Annotated in this window: 11 protein-coding genes; 5 read left to right on the top strand and 6 right to left on the bottom strand. The window is 67.4% G+C overall.

The window, feature by feature from the left end; translation table 11 throughout:
- Nucleotides 1-65 precede the first annotated feature (65 nt).
- Nucleotides 66-917, top strand: a complete 852-nt coding sequence (locus ACFC4D_RS31365; protein WP_376068617.1) for an SDR family NAD(P)-dependent oxidoreductase — start codon at nucleotides 66-68, stop codon at nucleotides 915-917.
- On the opposite strand, the gene ACFC4D_RS31360 is transcribed toward ACFC4D_RS31365, so the two are convergent.
- Nucleotides 907-1,479, bottom strand: coding sequence for a TetR/AcrR family transcriptional regulator (locus ACFC4D_RS31360; RefSeq protein WP_376068615.1), 573 nt, complete (start codon nucleotides 1,477-1,479; stop codon nucleotides 907-909). The genes ACFC4D_RS31365 and ACFC4D_RS31360 overlap by 11 nt on opposite strands.
- An 83-nt stretch (nucleotides 1,480-1,562) precedes the next feature.
- Between ACFC4D_RS31360 and ACFC4D_RS31355 the strand changes: the two genes are divergently transcribed.
- Nucleotides 1,563-3,086 (top strand): MDR family MFS transporter, encoded by a 1,524-nt coding sequence (locus tag ACFC4D_RS31355; RefSeq protein ID WP_376068614.1) that lies wholly within the window; start codon nucleotides 1,563-1,565, stop codon nucleotides 3,084-3,086.
- Here ACFC4D_RS31355 and ppc read toward each other — a convergent pair.
- The 3 genes from ppc to ACFC4D_RS31340 form a co-directional block, all read right to left on the bottom strand.
- Nucleotides 3,083-5,845: a phosphoenolpyruvate carboxylase gene (gene ppc, locus ACFC4D_RS31350; RefSeq protein ID WP_376068612.1), complete on the bottom strand. Its 2,763-nt coding sequence runs from the start codon at nucleotides 5,843-5,845 to the stop codon at nucleotides 3,083-3,085. The two genes, ACFC4D_RS31355 and ppc, sit on opposite strands and share 4 nt — an antisense overlap.
- A 74-nt stretch (nucleotides 5,846-5,919) precedes the next feature.
- Nucleotides 5,920-8,601 carry a GNAT family N-acetyltransferase gene (locus tag ACFC4D_RS31345; protein WP_376068700.1) on the bottom strand — a complete coding sequence of 894 codons (2,682 nt, stop codon included), beginning with the start codon at nucleotides 8,599-8,601 and terminating at the stop codon, nucleotides 5,920-5,922.
- 34 nt (nucleotides 8,602-8,635) lie between these two features.
- Nucleotides 8,636-9,874 carry an acetoin utilization protein AcuC gene (locus ACFC4D_RS31340; protein ID WP_376068611.1) on the bottom strand — a complete coding sequence of 413 codons (1,239 nt, stop codon included), beginning with the start codon at nucleotides 9,872-9,874 and terminating at the stop codon, nucleotides 8,636-8,638.
- A gap of 204 nt (nucleotides 9,875-10,078) precedes the next feature.
- Between ACFC4D_RS31340 and ACFC4D_RS31335 the strand changes: the two genes are divergently transcribed.
- Together ACFC4D_RS31335 and galE are read left to right on the top strand one after the other, a co-directional pair.
- Complete coding sequence (locus tag ACFC4D_RS31335; protein ID WP_364631491.1) at nucleotides 10,079-10,765, top strand: iron dependent repressor, metal binding and dimerization domain protein; 687 nt, start codon at nucleotides 10,079-10,081, stop codon at nucleotides 10,763-10,765.
- A 3-nt stretch (nucleotides 10,766-10,768) separates the two neighbouring features.
- Nucleotides 10,769-11,752, top strand: a complete 984-nt coding sequence (gene galE, locus ACFC4D_RS31330; RefSeq protein ID WP_376068609.1) for a UDP-glucose 4-epimerase GalE — start codon at nucleotides 10,769-10,771, stop codon at nucleotides 11,750-11,752.
- Nucleotides 11,753-11,775: 23 nt separating this feature from the next.
- Here the strand turns inward: galE and ACFC4D_RS31325 are convergent, their stop codons facing one another.
- Nucleotides 11,776-12,870 carry a DUF4192 domain-containing protein gene (locus tag ACFC4D_RS31325; RefSeq protein ID WP_376068608.1) on the bottom strand — a complete coding sequence of 365 codons (1,095 nt, stop codon included), beginning with the start codon at nucleotides 12,868-12,870 and terminating at the stop codon, nucleotides 11,776-11,778.
- Nucleotides 12,871-13,367: 497 nt separating this feature from the next.
- The gene (locus ACFC4D_RS31320) at nucleotides 13,368-13,775 is read right to left on the bottom strand and encodes a VOC family protein (RefSeq protein ID WP_376068606.1); all 408 of its coding nucleotides are present in this window, start codon (nucleotides 13,773-13,775) and stop codon (nucleotides 13,368-13,370) included.
- Nucleotides 13,776-13,866: 91 nt separating this feature from the next.
- Between ACFC4D_RS31320 and ACFC4D_RS31315 the strand changes: the two genes are divergently transcribed.
- Nucleotides 13,867-14,808, top strand: coding sequence for a helix-turn-helix transcriptional regulator (locus ACFC4D_RS31315; RefSeq protein ID WP_376068604.1), 942 nt, complete (start codon nucleotides 13,867-13,869; stop codon nucleotides 14,806-14,808).
- Nucleotides 14,809-14,841 lie beyond the last annotated feature (33 nt).

Raw genomic sequence — 14,841 nt, 5'->3', positions numbered from 1 at the left:
GGAGTCCCCGAAGTGTGCCGGTTTTTCCTATAGCGCGAGGTAGGGGCGGCGGCATTGTTGGCAGCATGATCGTTATCACCGGTGCAACCGGAACCATTGGCAGTGCGGTCGTGCGGCAGCTGGCGGCACGAGACGTGAAGGTGCGGGCCGTGACCCGCGATCCCGAGGCGGCACAGCTGCCCGAAGGCGTGGAGGTGGTGCGCGGTGACTACGCCGACACCGATTCCATGGCAGCGGCTTTCGAAGGTGCCGAGGCCGCGTTCATCGTGGGCTTGCTCGGCCCGGAGTTCGTCGAACTGGACCGTGCGCTGGTGAACGCCGCGCGTGCAGCCGGAGTCCGGCGGATCGTGAAGCTGTCGGCCATCGGCACCGGCGAACCGGAATTGGGTCGCGTCGGCACCTGGCATCTGGCCGGTGAACAGGCCGTTCGGGACAGCGGGGTGGCGTGGACGATCCTGCGGCCCAGCAGTTTCGCGAGCAATACGCTCAGCTGGTCACCCATGATCCAAGCCGGTCAGGCGGTGCCGAATCTGACCGGCGACGGTACGCAGGGCGTCATCGATCCGCGCGATGTCGCCGCCGTAGCCGTGGAAACCCTGCTCTCGGATAAGCATTCGGGTCGGATCCTCACCCTCACCGGGCCGGATCTGCTCACCACCCGCGATCAGGCCGCCGCACTGTCCGCCGTGCTGAACCGGCCGATCGAGGTGGCCGATATCGACCAGGACCGAGCCCGCGAATTCATGCTCGGCGCGGGCATGTCCGAGGAATTCGCGGACGGCGCATCCGCCGGGCAGGCATTCGTGCGCGCGGGCGGCAATGCCATCGTCACCGATGATGTGGAGCGAGTGCTCGGCCGCGCCCCAGGTACCTACGCGGCCTGGGCCCGCGATCACGCCGCGGCGTTCACTTCCTGACCATCGGACCCCAGCCGGTTTCGAGCAGTTCGAAGATGCGGGTGAAGTCCGCGGCCGGTGTCTCACCGCGCCGCGCGACGTCCATCGCGCCGAAGACGAAGTGCGCCAGTGCCCTAACGGCGACATCGTCCGGATCGCGGCCCAGATCCTCGGCGATCGCTCGTGCCAGCGCACCTTCGTGACGCTGCCACATGCGCCGGAAATAGCCGGTGAGCACCGGGGTTTCGTGCACGAGGCGCATGAAGTCCCGCATCTCCTGGGTCTCCCCGCCCGCGGCGGATTCCAGGAACGCGTCGCGGAGGCCCTCGAGCACCGTGGTGCCGGGCGCGCGATCGCGGACGGCGGCGATCAGGCCCTGTTCGCGATCCGCGTCGAGGTCGAAGACGAGCGATTCCTTCCCGTCCGGGAAGTGCGCGAAGAGCGTGGGCACCGAGACATCGGCGGCCTCGGCGATCTCCTTGACGCTGACCGCGTCGTAACCGCGCTCGATGAACAGCCGCATGGCCACATCGGCCAGGTTCTTGCGGGTCTGTGCCTTCTTTCGCTCGCGCAGTCCACTCATGACCGCATCGTAGCCGACTGACCTAAGTCGTACAAATTTTTAACTCCATTGAATTTTTTAAGTCGTTATGTTTTTCTGGAGTCATGACCGGAACAATCACGGCTCGGACCACCCCGCACAATGTGCGCTGGGTGCTGCTGGGTGTCATGCTCGCCATGCTGCTGGGAATGCTCGACAACATGATCGTCGGCACCGCCATGCCGACGATCGTCGGTGAACTCGGCGGTCTCGAACACCTGTCCTGGGTGGTCTCCGCGTACACGCTGGCGACCGCCGCATCCACCCCGATCTGGGCCAAACTGGGAGACCTGTTCGGCCGCAAGAACAATTTCCTCGCCTCGATCGTGATCTTCCTGATCGGCTCCGGACTGTCCGGAGCCGCGCAGAGCATGGAGCAGCTCATCGGATTCCGAGTGCTCCAGGGCATCGGCGCGGGCGGGCTCGCCGCCGGGGCGATGGCCATCATCGGCGAACTGATTCCACCGCGCGAGCGCGCCAAGTACATGGGCATGACCGCCTCGGTCATGGCATTGGCGACCATCGGCGGACCGCTGCTCGGCGGTATCGTCACCGACAACTTCGGCTGGCGCTGGGCCTTCTACCTCAACCTGCCGCTCGGACTCATCGCCCTGGTGTGGTGCCAGACCACGCTGCATCTGACCGCGCGGCGGCCCAATGCCAGGATCGACTATCCGGGCGCGGCCCTGCTCACCGTCACCATCTCCGCGATCGTGCTCGCCACCACCTGGGGCGGCACCCAATACGCCTGGGGCTCAGCGCAAATGCTCACCGTGATCGCGGTGGCGGTGCTCGGGCTCGCCGCGTTCGCGTGGTCGCAGACCCGCGCGACCGAGCCGATCATCCCGCTCGGGCTGTTCACCAATCGCAACTTCACCCTGACCGCGATCCTGTCGGCGGTCGCCGGTGTGGCCATGTTCGGCGCGGTGAGCTTCCTGCCGCTGTTCCAGCAGACCGTGCAGGGCGCGTCCGCCTCGAATTCGGGACTGCTCCTGCTGCCGATGATGGTGCCCATCATCGTGGTCTCCCAGATCGCGGGCCGGGTGATGAGCAGAACCGGCCGCTACAAGGTCTTTCCGATCCTCGGCGCGCTCTTCCTGACCGCGGGCAGCATTGCCATGGCCACGGTCGATACCGGCACCAGCCGACTCGCCTCGGGCAGCTACATGGTGCTGCTGGGCGCGGGTATGGGATTCCTCATGCAGATGACCATGCTGATCGCGCAGAACAGCGTGGCCATGAAGGACATCGGCGCGGCGTCGGGGGTGTCCACCCTGTTCCGCACGCTGGGCGGCTCCTTCGGGGTGGCGCTGTTCGGTGCGCTGTTCAACCGGCAGCTCACCGCCGCGATGACCGGACAGGGCAATACCACTGGCGCGCAACCGGATCCGTCCGCGCTGGGCAAGCTGCCCGCCGCCGTGCGCGATGCGTACCTGCACGGGGTGGCATCCGGTATCCACAGCATCTTCCTGTGGTCGGCGGTGCTGTGCGCGATCGGTGTGATCGCGGCGCTCGCCATCGTGGAGGTGCCACTGCGGCAGATGGGCGCGCCCACTGCGGCCGCGCCCGTCGAGGAACCCGCTGTCTAGCCGGAGTTGCGCAGGGCGGTGGCCAGGCCGTTCATGGTGAGCAGGATGCCGCGTTCGACCAGTTCGGAGTCATCGCCCGCGCGCCGGCGGCGCAATAGCTCGACCTGGAGTTGATTGATGGGTTCGAGGTAGGGGAACCGATTATGGATGGATTCGGCCAGGGCCGGGTTATCGGAGAGCAGTTCGTCCGCGCCGGTGATGGCGGCGTGCATGCGGGCGGTGCGATTGAACTCATCGCAGATCATGCCGAAGACGGTGGCGCGCAAGGTTTCATCGGGAACCAGTTCGGCATAGGTGGCCGCGATATCCATATCGGCCTTCGCCATGACCTGCGCCAGGTTCGACAGCACCGTCTGGAAGAACGGCCAGCGGCGGTAGAGGTCGGCCAACTGCGCGAGGCGTTCCGGGTCGTCGCCGATCCACTCCTCGATGGCGGATCCGGTGCCGTACCAGCCCGGGAGCATCACCCGGGATTGACTCCAGGACATCACCCAGGGGATGGCGCGCAGGTCGTAGACGGAGTTCGTCGGTTTGCGCGAGGCCGGGCGACTGCCGAGATTGAGATCCGCGACCTCCGCGACCGGAGTGGAGGCGCGGAAGTACTCCACGAAGCCCGGGGTTTCATGAACCAGTCGCGAATACGCTTGGCGCGCAAGCTCGGCCAGCTCGTCGAGTACCGCGTAGGCGGGTTCGGCATCGTCGCCGAGGCCCTCCACATCCAGCAGCGTGGATTCCAGGGTGCCCGCCACCAGGGCTTCCAGATTGCGGTACGCGGTGCCCGCCTCCGCGTATTTGGTGGAGATGACCTCGCCCTGTTCGGTCAGGCGCAGCGAACCCCGCACCGCGCCCGCGGGCTGGGCCAGGATGGCGTCATAGCTGCGGCCGCCGCCACGACCGACGGTGCCGCCGCGACCGTGGAAGAGCCGCATGCGAATTCCGGTTTTGCGCGCGGTGTCGATCAGGTCCAGCTCGGCCCGATACAGCGCCCAATTGGCGGCCAGGTATCCGCCGTCCTTATTGGAGTCGGAGTAGCCGAGCATGATCTCCTGCTGCATACCGCGCGCCCGCACCAGCCGCGCGTACGCGGGCACTTCCAATGCGGCGGAAAGGATTTCGGCACCGCCGCGCAGATCGTCGATGGTCTCGAAGAGCGGCACCACGCCCACCGAACTCGACGGCGGCGTATCGGCGTCACCCGGATCCAGGATGCCCGCCTCCTTGAGCAGCAGCGCGGCCTCGAGCATATCGCTGACCGAGGTGCACATGCTGATGATGTAGTTGGGCACCGTATCCGGCCCCAGATCATCGATGGCGGCCTTGGCGGCGCGCACCACCGCGAGTTCCTTCGCCGCGAGCTCGCTGAGATCGGCCGACGGGCTGACAAGTGGCCTGCGCGTGGTCAATTCGGCGGCGAGCAATTCCACCCGCTGCGCTTCGTCCAGTGAAGCGTAATCCGAATGCACTCCGGCCCAGGCGAACAGCTCGGCCACCACCTGCTCGTGGGTTTCGGAGTTCTGCCGCAGATCCAGGCCCTGGAGATGGAAACCGAAGGTCTCCACCGCACCGCGCAGCGCGGCGAGCTGATCATCGGCGAGCAGACCGTCACCCGAGGCGCGCATGGACGCGTCGACCACATTCAGATCGGCGAGCAATTCCTGTGGTCCGGCATACGGCCGCGCCCCGACATCGACTCCCTCCGTGGGGATTTCATCGAGGGCCTGCCGCGCCGAGGCGGTGAGCCGCGCCCGGATGCCGCGAATGGCCCGGCGATACGGTTCATCGGCGCGCTGCGGTGAGTCATCGAATCCGGCATCGGCCAGAGCCGCCAGTTCAGGTGTCACCGGCACCAGGCGCGCCGACTGCGAGAGCGATTTCTCCAGTTCCACAAGGGATTTCGAATACCGCTCGAAGGCGACCGATCCGGCGCGATGGGTGGCGCGGTGCACCACGTCCGCGGTGACGAAGGGATTGCCGTCCCGGTCGCCACCGATCCAGGAACCGGGCCGCAGCATCGGCCGGGACAGCAGCTCGTGTTCGGGCCAGCGGGCGCGCAGGGCATCGCGCAGATCGGCATTGATCTTCGGGATCACCTCGAACAGCGTGAGATCGTAGTACCGCAGGCCGACCTCGATCTCGTCCTGAATGCGCAAGCGCGCCAGGCGAATCAGCGCGGCCCGCCACAGTTGCAGCACCTGCCGCCGGATATCGGTGTCGATGACGGCGAATTCGGCCTCGTGCTCACCGTAGCGCTGGCGCTGTTTCATGAGTTCGGTGATGCGCGCCTGCACATCGAAGATGGTGCGCCGCCGGGTTTCGGTGGGGTGCGCGGTGATGACGGGCGAGACCAGGGCGTCACTGAGCAGATCGGCGACCAGATCGCCATCGGGCCGCGCGGCGTCGAGTTTGCGATAGGTGGCCGCCAGGCTGGAGTCCTGGGGCGGCTCCCCCGCCGCGATATGCACCGCGCGCCGGCGATCGCGCTGCAGATCCTCGGCCAGATTCGCGAGCAGCAGGAAGTGGCTGAAGGCGCGAATCACCGGTATCGCGGTGGCTATGTCGAGATCACGCAGCATATCGGCGACCGCATCGCGGTCCACCTCCTCGCGGCGGATCTTGAACGCCTCCACCCGGACCCGTTCGATCAGGTCGAAGACGTCCGCGCCCTCGTGATCGCGAATCGTTTCCCCGAGGATGCCGCCCAGGAACCGGATGTCATCGCGCAGTGGCGCGGTCGCCGTTTCGATCTGGTTCTCCCGCATACGATCACCTCTCCTTGCCGACGATTCTTGGTCCATCTCAACTCATTCGCGCGCTGCCGCCACCGCTGTGTGAGTCATGCCATACGGCGCGGTCCGATATCGAATCTGCTGGGTTCCGGGCCGATGCGCACCCGGCTGTACAGCACCGCGGCGCCCTCGGGTGCGGCCATGATCGGCTCGCACTGCAACTCGCGCACCTCGGGCAGGTCATCGCAGAGCGCCGAAATACGCTGTGCGAGTTCGGCGAGCGCGGCCCGATCCACCGGTTTGCCGATATCGCGGCCGCGCACGGTGCCCGAGAGCAGCGGGGCCGCGCGCGGGGCGTCGATCAGCTCGATGGACTCGGCCTCGGTCAGCGGCAGCGCCCGGTACACCCGGTCGCCGAGCAGATCGATAATGGTGCCGGACAGCCCGAAACTGATGACCGATCCGAACGACGGATCGTCCTGCACCCGGAAACCACAGCCGACGCCCTTGGTGGCCATGCGCTGAATGTGCACGGGATTGCCGGATATCTCGGCCAGATCGGTGAAACCGCGCCGCACCGCGTCCGGACGCCACAGATCCAGCCGGACGCCGGTGAGATCCGGGCGATTACGCCAGATCTCACCGGTCGCTTTGGCTGCCACCGGATAGCCGAGTTCCTCGGCGGCGGCCACGGCGGCATCGGCATCGCGCACCTCGCGGAATTCGACGACGCGAATCCCGTAGCAGCCCAGCAGTTCCGCGGCCTCCAGATCCGAAAGCCAGTGATCGGTCGCCGAGGCCATCCACGCGGCGACGAGTTCGCGCGCACGGGCGGTGTCGACGCCATCGGGGCGCGCGACCGGCGATACCGGGCGGGTCCGCCAATCGGCATAGCGCCGCACCCGGGCCAGCGCGCGGGCGGCGCGTTCCGGATCACCGTAGGACGGAATCGATCCGCGCTCGAGCATGCCGCCCGGGCCGCGCGTGGCGAGCAGATTCGACATGCCCTGATCGGCCACGAAGGTGGTGAGAACCGGTGTGTCCGGGTCGGATTGGGCACCGGAGCGAATGGCCTCGGCGAAGGCGGCGACCGCGGTGGGCACGGGCGGGGAGTAGATGACGATGACCGCGTCCACGGCGCTATCGGTGACGGCGGCCGCCACGGCGGTGAGATAGTCGGCGGGTCCGGCCTGCGGGCCGAGCTGGATCGGCTCCCCGACCGTGAGGCCCTCACCGCGCCCGGCATCGACCGCGAGCCAGTTCAGCGCGGCGCTGTTGCCCAGCACCGCAAGACGCGGTCCGGCGGGCAGCGGCTGATAGGCCAGCAGCATGGCGCAGTCGAAAAGCTCACTGATGGAATCGACCTGGACGATGCCCGCCTGCGCGAACAGATTCCGCACCAGGGAGCGATCCAGATCCGGCTCCCCGTCCACCCGCACGGCATTGCGGCCACTGCTCACGGCCACAATGGGTTTGGTGCGCGCCACCCGGCGCGCGATACGGGAGAACTTGCGCGGATTGCCGAAGGTCTCCAGATACAGCAGCACCACATCGGTGCTGGGATCGCTGTCCCAATATTGCAGCAGGTCATTACCGGAGACATCGGCGCGATTACCCGCCGAGACGAAGGTGGACAGGCCGAGCTGGCGGGCCGCCGCCTCACCGAGAATGGCAGCGCCCAAAGGGCCTGACTGACAGAAGAATCCGATGCGGCCGCGTCCCGGCAGCACCGATGCCAGCGTGGCGTTCAGCGAGACCGCGGGATCGGTATTGGCGATACCGAGCGCACTCGGACCCACCACGCGCATACCGTGCGAACGCACCGCGTCGACCAGTTCGCGTTCGGCGGCGTAACCGCGCGGCCCGGTTTCGGAGAATCCGGCGGTGAGCACCACCAGCCCCTTGACGCCCTTGGCCATGCAGTCGTCGAGCACCGAGCCGATTTCGGCTGCGGGAACCGCGATTACGGCCAGATCGACCTCATCCGGAATATCGCGCACGGTCGGATACGCGCGCACCCCGCGCACGGCGGTGCGATTGCGGTTCACCGGGAACACCGGCCCCTGGAAGCCGCCGGACAGCAGATTCGCCAGCACCGCACCGCCGACCCGGGTCGCCAGCGGCGTCGCGCCGATCACCGCGACCGAGCGCGGGGACAGCAGATTCCCGACACTGCGCGCCTCCGAGGCGCGTTCGCGCGAATCCCGCACCGATTGCAACGCCTCGCTGGGATCGATCGCGAATTCGAGGTGCAGCACCGATCCGTCGCGGCTGCGCTGCACCTGATATCCGGCATCGCGGAACACCTGCACCATGGCGTTGTTCTCGGCGAGCACTTCGGCCACGAAGGTTTCGATGTGATTCTCGGCCGCGGCCCCCGCCAAATGCTCGAGCAGTATCGACCCCAGGCCGCGACCCTGATGCTGATCGGCCACCACGAACGCCACCTCGGCGGACCGCGCACCCGCTCGCTCGGCGAGGTACTCGTACCGGCCCACCGCGATGATGTCGTCCCCGAGCTCGATCACCAGCCCGACCCGATCCCGGTAGTCCACATGCGTGGTCCGGTACAGATCCTTCGGCGTCATACGCGGATACGGCCCGAAGTACCGCAGGTACCGGGTCCGATCCGACAGCCGGGTGTGAAAGCGCTCCAGCTCCGCCGCATCATCGGGCGTGATCGGCCGCAATCGCACCACCCCGCCGTCGGAGGCGAGCACATCCGCGAACCAGTGTTCCGGGGGCGGCGGCGGAACCGCCGGGGTGCCGGGGGTATCGGCGGGCAGCAGCGGCACGACCGGTTGGGCGGCGGGGTCGGCGGAGTCAGTCACGGGGATCCTCCGGATCCAGGCCGAGCAGGCCGAAAGTCGCTCGGCGGGTTGCCAGAATAGAGGTGTCCAGGGCGCGGCGGGCGCGGTCCGCGCGCTCATCACCGGTTTCGCGGCCGCCGCCGGGACCGTCCCAGCGCGTGAAGGTGGTGTCCGCGCCGTCGCCCATGGTCTCGGGCGCGGCGACGGTCGGGGCGTACGCGCCGACCAATTCCTTCCACTGCGCGGGTATCGCGGTATCCGGATCGATGGTGCGGTCCAGGGCGGTGGCGAGCAGATGGGTCCAGGCGCGCGGGACCACGCGAATGAGGCCGTAGCCGCCGCCGCCGACCGCGAGCCAGCGGCCCTCGGCGTACTGATCCGCGAGATCGCGCATGGCGATGAAGGCCGCGCGCTGGCCGTCGACGCTCAATTCCAGATCGGCGAGCGGGTCTTCGCGGTGGGTGTCGACACCGCACTGACTGATAACGATCTGCGGGCGGAAGGCCGCGAGCGCACCGGGGGCGACGGCGTGAAAACCACGCAGCCACAGCTGATCCCGGGTGCCGGGCATGATCGGCAGATTGACGGCGGTGCCCTCGGCCTTGCCCGCCCCGGTCTCCTCGGGCCAGCCGGTATTGGGCCACAGCGTCGCGGGATGCTGGTGGATGGACACGGTCAGCACGCGCGGATCGCCATAGAACATGCGCTGCACGCCATCTCCGTGATGTACGTCGACGTCGAGATAGGCGATGCGGTCGAACCCGTTCTCCAGCAGCCACGAAATCGCCACCGCCACATCGTTGTACACACAGAACCCGGCCGCCGAATCCGGCATGGCGTGATGCATACCACCGCCGATGCTCACCGCGCGTTTGGTGCGCCCCGACGCGATCTCCTGTGCGGCGGCCAGTGTTCCGCCGACGATCACCGAAGCGGCCTCGTGCATATGCGGGAAGACCGGGTTATCGGTCGAGCCGAGACCGAACGGCGGCGCTGCGGGCGGTGCGCCCGGAGGTTGCCGCGCGTGCTTGACCGCCTCGACGTAATCGTGGGTGTGCACCCGCAGCAATTCGGACTCCCCCGCCGCCTCGGGTGTGATCGTCTCCACCCCCTCGAGCAGTCCGAGATTCTCGGCAAGCGCCATGGTGAACCGCAATCGCACCGGTCGCATGGGGTGTTCGGGCGTCCACGTGTAGTCGAGGAACCTATCGCTCCAGACAACGGTTCCATCTCCACGCGCACGGTCGGGCATACCTGCCACGCTAATGCGTCGCCGGACTTCGTAGGCTAGTGACACTGCTGCACCGCCATTCCGGACCTCTGCCCCGTCACCCCCCGAAACCCGTGGGGAACACGCAGGCCGTCCTGGGTGTTCTCCCGGCGTTCGCGAAATATGCTGTCGCCCGGTGTAGCCGCCGCGCATGGGTAGAATTCGTGCCGACGAAGGGGTTAACAGGTGAAGGATCTGGTCGACACCACGGAGATGTACCTCCGTACCATCTACGACCTCGAGGAGGAGGGCGTCACGCCCCTGCGCGCCCGCATTGCCGAGCGCCTCGAACAGAGCGGGCCCACGGTCAGCCAGACGGTGGCGCGGATGGAACGCGACGGTTTGCTGACCGTTGCCGGTGACCGCCACCTCGAATTGACCGATAAGGGCCGGGCCATGGCGGTCTCGGTCATGCGCAAGCACCGGCTCGCCGAACGACTGCTGGTCGACATCATCGGGCTGGACTGGGAGAACGTGCACGCCGAGGCGTGCCGCTGGGAGCACGTGATGAGCGAGGAGGTGGAGCGCCGCCTGGTGGAGGTGCTGAACAATCCCACCACCTCCCCGTACGGCAATCCCATTCCCGGACTGGACGAACTGGGCGTCACTCCGAGTTCGGGCAGCGAGGAGAAGCTCATCCGGCTCTCGGATCTGCCGTCCGGCCAGTCGGCCGCGGTGGTGGTGCGCCGCCTCTCGGAGCACATTCAGACCGATCCGGAGATCATCGGCCAGCTGCGTGAGGCCGGTGTGGTTCCGGACGCGCGCGTGAATGTGGAGACCAAGCCGGGCGCGGTCGTCATTCTGGTGCCGGGTCACGAAGGCTACGAATTGTCCGACGAGATGGCGCATGCCGTCCAGGTGAAGTTGGTCTGAGACTTGAAACTGCTGGTTACCGGAGGCGCGGGCTACGTCGGCGGCGGAGTCGCGCAGGTACTGCTCGAGGACGGCCACGAAGTGGTCATCGTCGATGATCTCTCCACCGGCAATGCCGATGGCGTCCCGGCCGGAGCGAAGTTCGTCGAGGGCGATATCGCCACCGCGGGCGTCGATCTGATCGCGGCCGAATCCTTCGACGGCGTCCTGCATTTCGCGGCGCAGTCGCTGGTCGGCGAATCGGTGACGCAGCCGGAGAAGTACTGGCACGGCAATGTGGTCAAGACGCTCGCGCTGCTGGAGGCCATGCGGGCCGCCGGTACCGAGCGTCTGGTCTTCTCCTCGACCGCGGCGGTGTACGGCGAGCCGGAGCAGGTGCCGATCGTCGAGGACGCCCCGAAGGCGCCGACCAATCCCTATGGCGCGTCGAAGCTCTCGATCGATTACGCCATCACCTCGTACGCGGCGGCGCATGGGCTGGCCGCGACCAGCCTGCGCTACTTCAACGTGGCCGGGGCGTATGCCGGGCTCGGTGAGAACCGGGTGGTGGAAACGCATTTGATCCCCCTGGTGCTGCAAACGGCGCTGGGACATCGGGATTCGATCTCGGTCTTCGGCACCGACTATCCGACCCCGGACGGCAGTGCCGTGCGCGACTACATCCACATCCTCGATCTGGCGCAGGCGCATTCGCTGGCGCTGGCCCAGTCGCAGCCGGGCGTGCACCGGATCTTCAATCTGGGCAGCGGTACCGGATTCTCGGTGCGCGAGGTCATTTCGGCCTGCCGCGAGGTGACGGGCCTGCCCATCGCCTCGATCGACGCCCCGCGCCGCGCGGGTGATCCGGCGGTGCTCATCGCCTCCAGCGATAAGGCGATGGCCGAACTCGGCTGGCGGCCCGAGCACACCGATCTGGTCGAGATCGTCTCGGACGCCTGGGAATTCCTGCGCTCGCTCGGCGATCGCGCGCACAGCGCTCGCAAGTAAGGCTCTCGATTCCGCCGCGGATTTCACGGGTGCTCCGATCGCAGATCGACCCCGAGGTCCGCGGCGGCTTCGCGTCCGGCCTCGGCCAGGCGATGCAGGCGCTCGGGCGGCATACCGGTCTGCAGGCCGATGTCGAGCAGATTCGCCATGCGATGTGATTCGTCGGAGGCCAGTGCGGCCTCCAGCGCCACCCCGGCCAGCGGTCCGTCCCCGCGCGCATAGGCGGCGTAGCCCAGCAGCATGGCCGCTTCGGCACGATCGGGATCGGGCAGGGCACGGGTCAATTCGAGCCAAAGCGTCTCGGCCGCGCGGGCGTGCGCGCCCGGTACGAGCCCGAACAGGATGTCGCGCACCTCCGGATCACGCAGGGCCACGGCCACTTCCGCCAGTTCGGCGACATTGGGCAGACTGCCCGCCTCGATATCCGCGATCCGTTCGAGCACCGTGCGCAGGGCGGCGCGACTGTAGAAATTCGGCTCGCCGCGGCGCACGGCCTGGGCGAGCCGGTCGGTGGCTACCTCGGTCGCGGCATCGAGCAGTTCCGGCATCTTGTCCCGCACAACGGCATTCACCGCCACCGCCGCGATCAACTCATCCCGCGATGCCCGCATCGGACGACCCTCGAGCACATGTTTGAGCGTCACCAGCGACGTCGCCGGATCCGGTTGACGACCCCTGCGATCGGGACCGAGCACACTCCACCAGGGCAACTCACCCCCGATCGCCCGCACCGCCCACGCCCCGGCGAGCGGAACCGCCTCGATATCGAGGCGATGTTCCAGCGCCCCGATCAAATCGCGATGCTTGCGGAATCGCACACCCCGATGCCGATCGGCAGGCGCGGTCGCCCGATCATCAACGATCAACGCCAGCACCGCGAGCGCCGCCCCGCGAGCACACATACTCGCCACCCGGTCCACCAACTCCCCGGTGGCGACCCGGCCAGGATTGTCCAAACCCATCCTTGCCACCACATCAATGGCGGCCCTACCGGATTCACCGGACGCGGCCCGCAACACGGTGATCACCAGCGACCTGGCCGGAACGAATCCGAGCATGGCGGGCACCGCCGCGATGAACTCCCCCGGATCTCGCAAATGCGAATCCGGCTCGGTCACCGCCCCTTCGGACAGTTCCGACGATCCTTCCCGCGGTACCCCCACAGACGAGCTCTTTGGCGGCGACTCCTCGGACGACGTTTGGGTCGGTCCCTCATGAGGCACGGCCTCCGGCAGCACCGGTCGGGGCGGGCCTTCCGACGGCAGACCCCGAGGCGGACCGTCTTCCGGAGACGAGGGTTGGCGGTGGACAGGTGGTTCGGCAGGTGTGGTCATGGCGTCGACGGTCGGCAGGGGCACCGACAGCTCCGCGGTCCCGGCCGGGCATCGGCCCCCACCTGTGGAATTTGATTCGCGCCGTGGACTATTCGGCGTGGCGCGATGCGGGACGGCGCGAATCTGTCGGTGAGTGCTGATAACACCGCTCGGCCACAACGTGAAATGGATTCGTTTCATTTTGCCCGAAAGCGCCGCCACATGCTGTTACAGTCCGCTCCAGCATGCTCCACGCGTGCCGGAAGGAGTGGCGTGCGCAATGCGAATCAGGCGGGTGCGCCCTACTCGGGCCGCAGCCGCGCGAGCATTTCGACGTAGTGCGGGTTGGACATGATGCCGAGGATATTGCCGAACGGATCGATGACCGCGGCGGTGACGAATCCGGTGCCCGCGCCACGCTCGGTGATGGGCTCGTACTCCTTGGCCCCCATGCTCAGCAGCCGTTCGAAGGTGGCGGAGAGGTCGTCGACGTGCCAGTTGACCACCTGACCGCCGGGCTGATCGGGCCGGCTGGGCGCGAACTTGCGATTGATGAGCCCCAACTCGGCCTGGTAATCGCCGATGCGGAACTCGTAGTACCCGCCGGGGACGGTGAAATACGGTGCGGTGCCGAGGAATTCGCTGTACCAGTCCTTGGCGGCCTCGAGGTCGTCGGCGTAATAGGTCACGGTGGCCATTCCACGCAGCATGTCGTTCTCCTTGGTCGTTCCGATGTCGATATAACAATCATCGGCGGCAAAGTGCTCACCGAATGAGCACTTTTATTGGCAAGATTCAAATATGCGAGCCGATCGATTGGTAGCCACCCTGTTGTTCATGCAGACCCGCGGCCGGGTCACCGCCGCCGAGGTGGCGACCGAACTGGAAGTGTCGGTGGCCACCGCGCGGCGCGATCTGGAGGCGCTGTCCACCGCCGGAATTCCGGTATATCCGCAGGCCGGACGCGGTGGCGGCTGGGCGCTCGTGGGTGGCGCGCGCACCGATCTGAGCGGTTTGACCGAGGGTGAGGCGCAATCGCTGTTCCTGCTGCTGGGCCCGATGACCACCGCGAGCCCGGCCACCCGCGCCGCACTGCGCAAGCTATTGCGCGCCCTGCCGCAATCCTTCCGCGCGGAGGCGGAGGCCGCGGCCGGTGCCATGATCGTCGACCCGGCGCGCTGGGGCGAGCGCGATGAACAGGCCCCGCCCGAGGTCGCGCGCCTACAGCGAGCGGTGGTGCGCCGTCGCAGGGTGCGTTTCGACTACGGCCGGTCGGGCAGCCGCACCGAGCGCACGGTCGATCCCTGGGGGCTGGTCGACAAGGACGCCATCTGGTACCTGATCGCCGGAACCGAACGCGGACAGCGCACTTTCCGCGTGGACCGCATGGCCGGAATCGAGATCACCGACGAAACAGCGCATCGCCCCGAGGATTTCGATCTGAACGCGGCCTGGTCCGAGGTGGTGGAGGCGATGGAGCAGCGCCGCTCGACCCTCGCCGCGACGGTCTTGGTGCCGGATCACCTGCTACCGGTGCTGGCCCATCAGCAGGGCAGGCACTGCGAGATCGACGGCCCGATCACCGAGGGCCGCACCAGGGTTCGCATCACCGCCCCGAGCCCGCTGATGATCGCCCAGCAGTTGGCGGGCTGGGGTACCGCGCTCGAGGTCACCGAACCGGAATCGGTGCGCGCCGAACTCGCCCGTCTCGGTTCGGAATTGGTGGCGCGCTATGCCACCTGACATACCGCTGCGCAGTCATGCATGATTCGAATC

Source organism: Nocardia sp. NPDC056000 (assembly GCF_042269265.1).
GTDB lineage: Bacteria > Actinomycetota > Actinomycetes > Mycobacteriales > Mycobacteriaceae > Nocardia.
The sequence above is the reverse complement of the archived record's forward strand: the minus strand, read 5'-3'. Positions and strand labels throughout refer to the sequence as shown.

Excerpts from the sequence above, each read along its gene's own strand:
- ppc (WP_376068612.1), bottom strand. The coding sequence starts at position 5,845 with ATGCGGGAGAACCAGATCGAAACGGCGACCGCGCCACTGCGCGATGAC.
- ACFC4D_RS31365 (WP_376068617.1), top strand. The coding sequence starts at position 66 with ATGATCGTTATCACCGGTGCAACCGGAACCATTGGCAGTGCGGTCGTG.
- ACFC4D_RS31355 (WP_376068614.1), top strand. The coding sequence starts at position 1,563 with ATGACCGGAACAATCACGGCTCGGACCACCCCGCACAATGTGCGCTGG.
- ACFC4D_RS31360 (WP_376068615.1), bottom strand. The coding sequence starts at position 1,479 with ATGAGTGGACTGCGCGAGCGAAAGAAGGCACAGACCCGCAAGAACCTG.
- ACFC4D_RS31315 (WP_376068604.1), top strand. The coding sequence starts at position 13,867 with ATGCGAGCCGATCGATTGGTAGCCACCCTGTTGTTCATGCAGACCCGC.
- ACFC4D_RS31320 (WP_376068606.1), bottom strand. The coding sequence starts at position 13,775 with ATGCTGCGTGGAATGGCCACCGTGACCTATTACGCCGACGACCTCGAG.
- ACFC4D_RS31340 (WP_376068611.1), bottom strand. The coding sequence starts at position 9,874 with ATGCCCGACCGTGCGCGTGGAGATGGAACCGTTGTCTGGAGCGATAGG.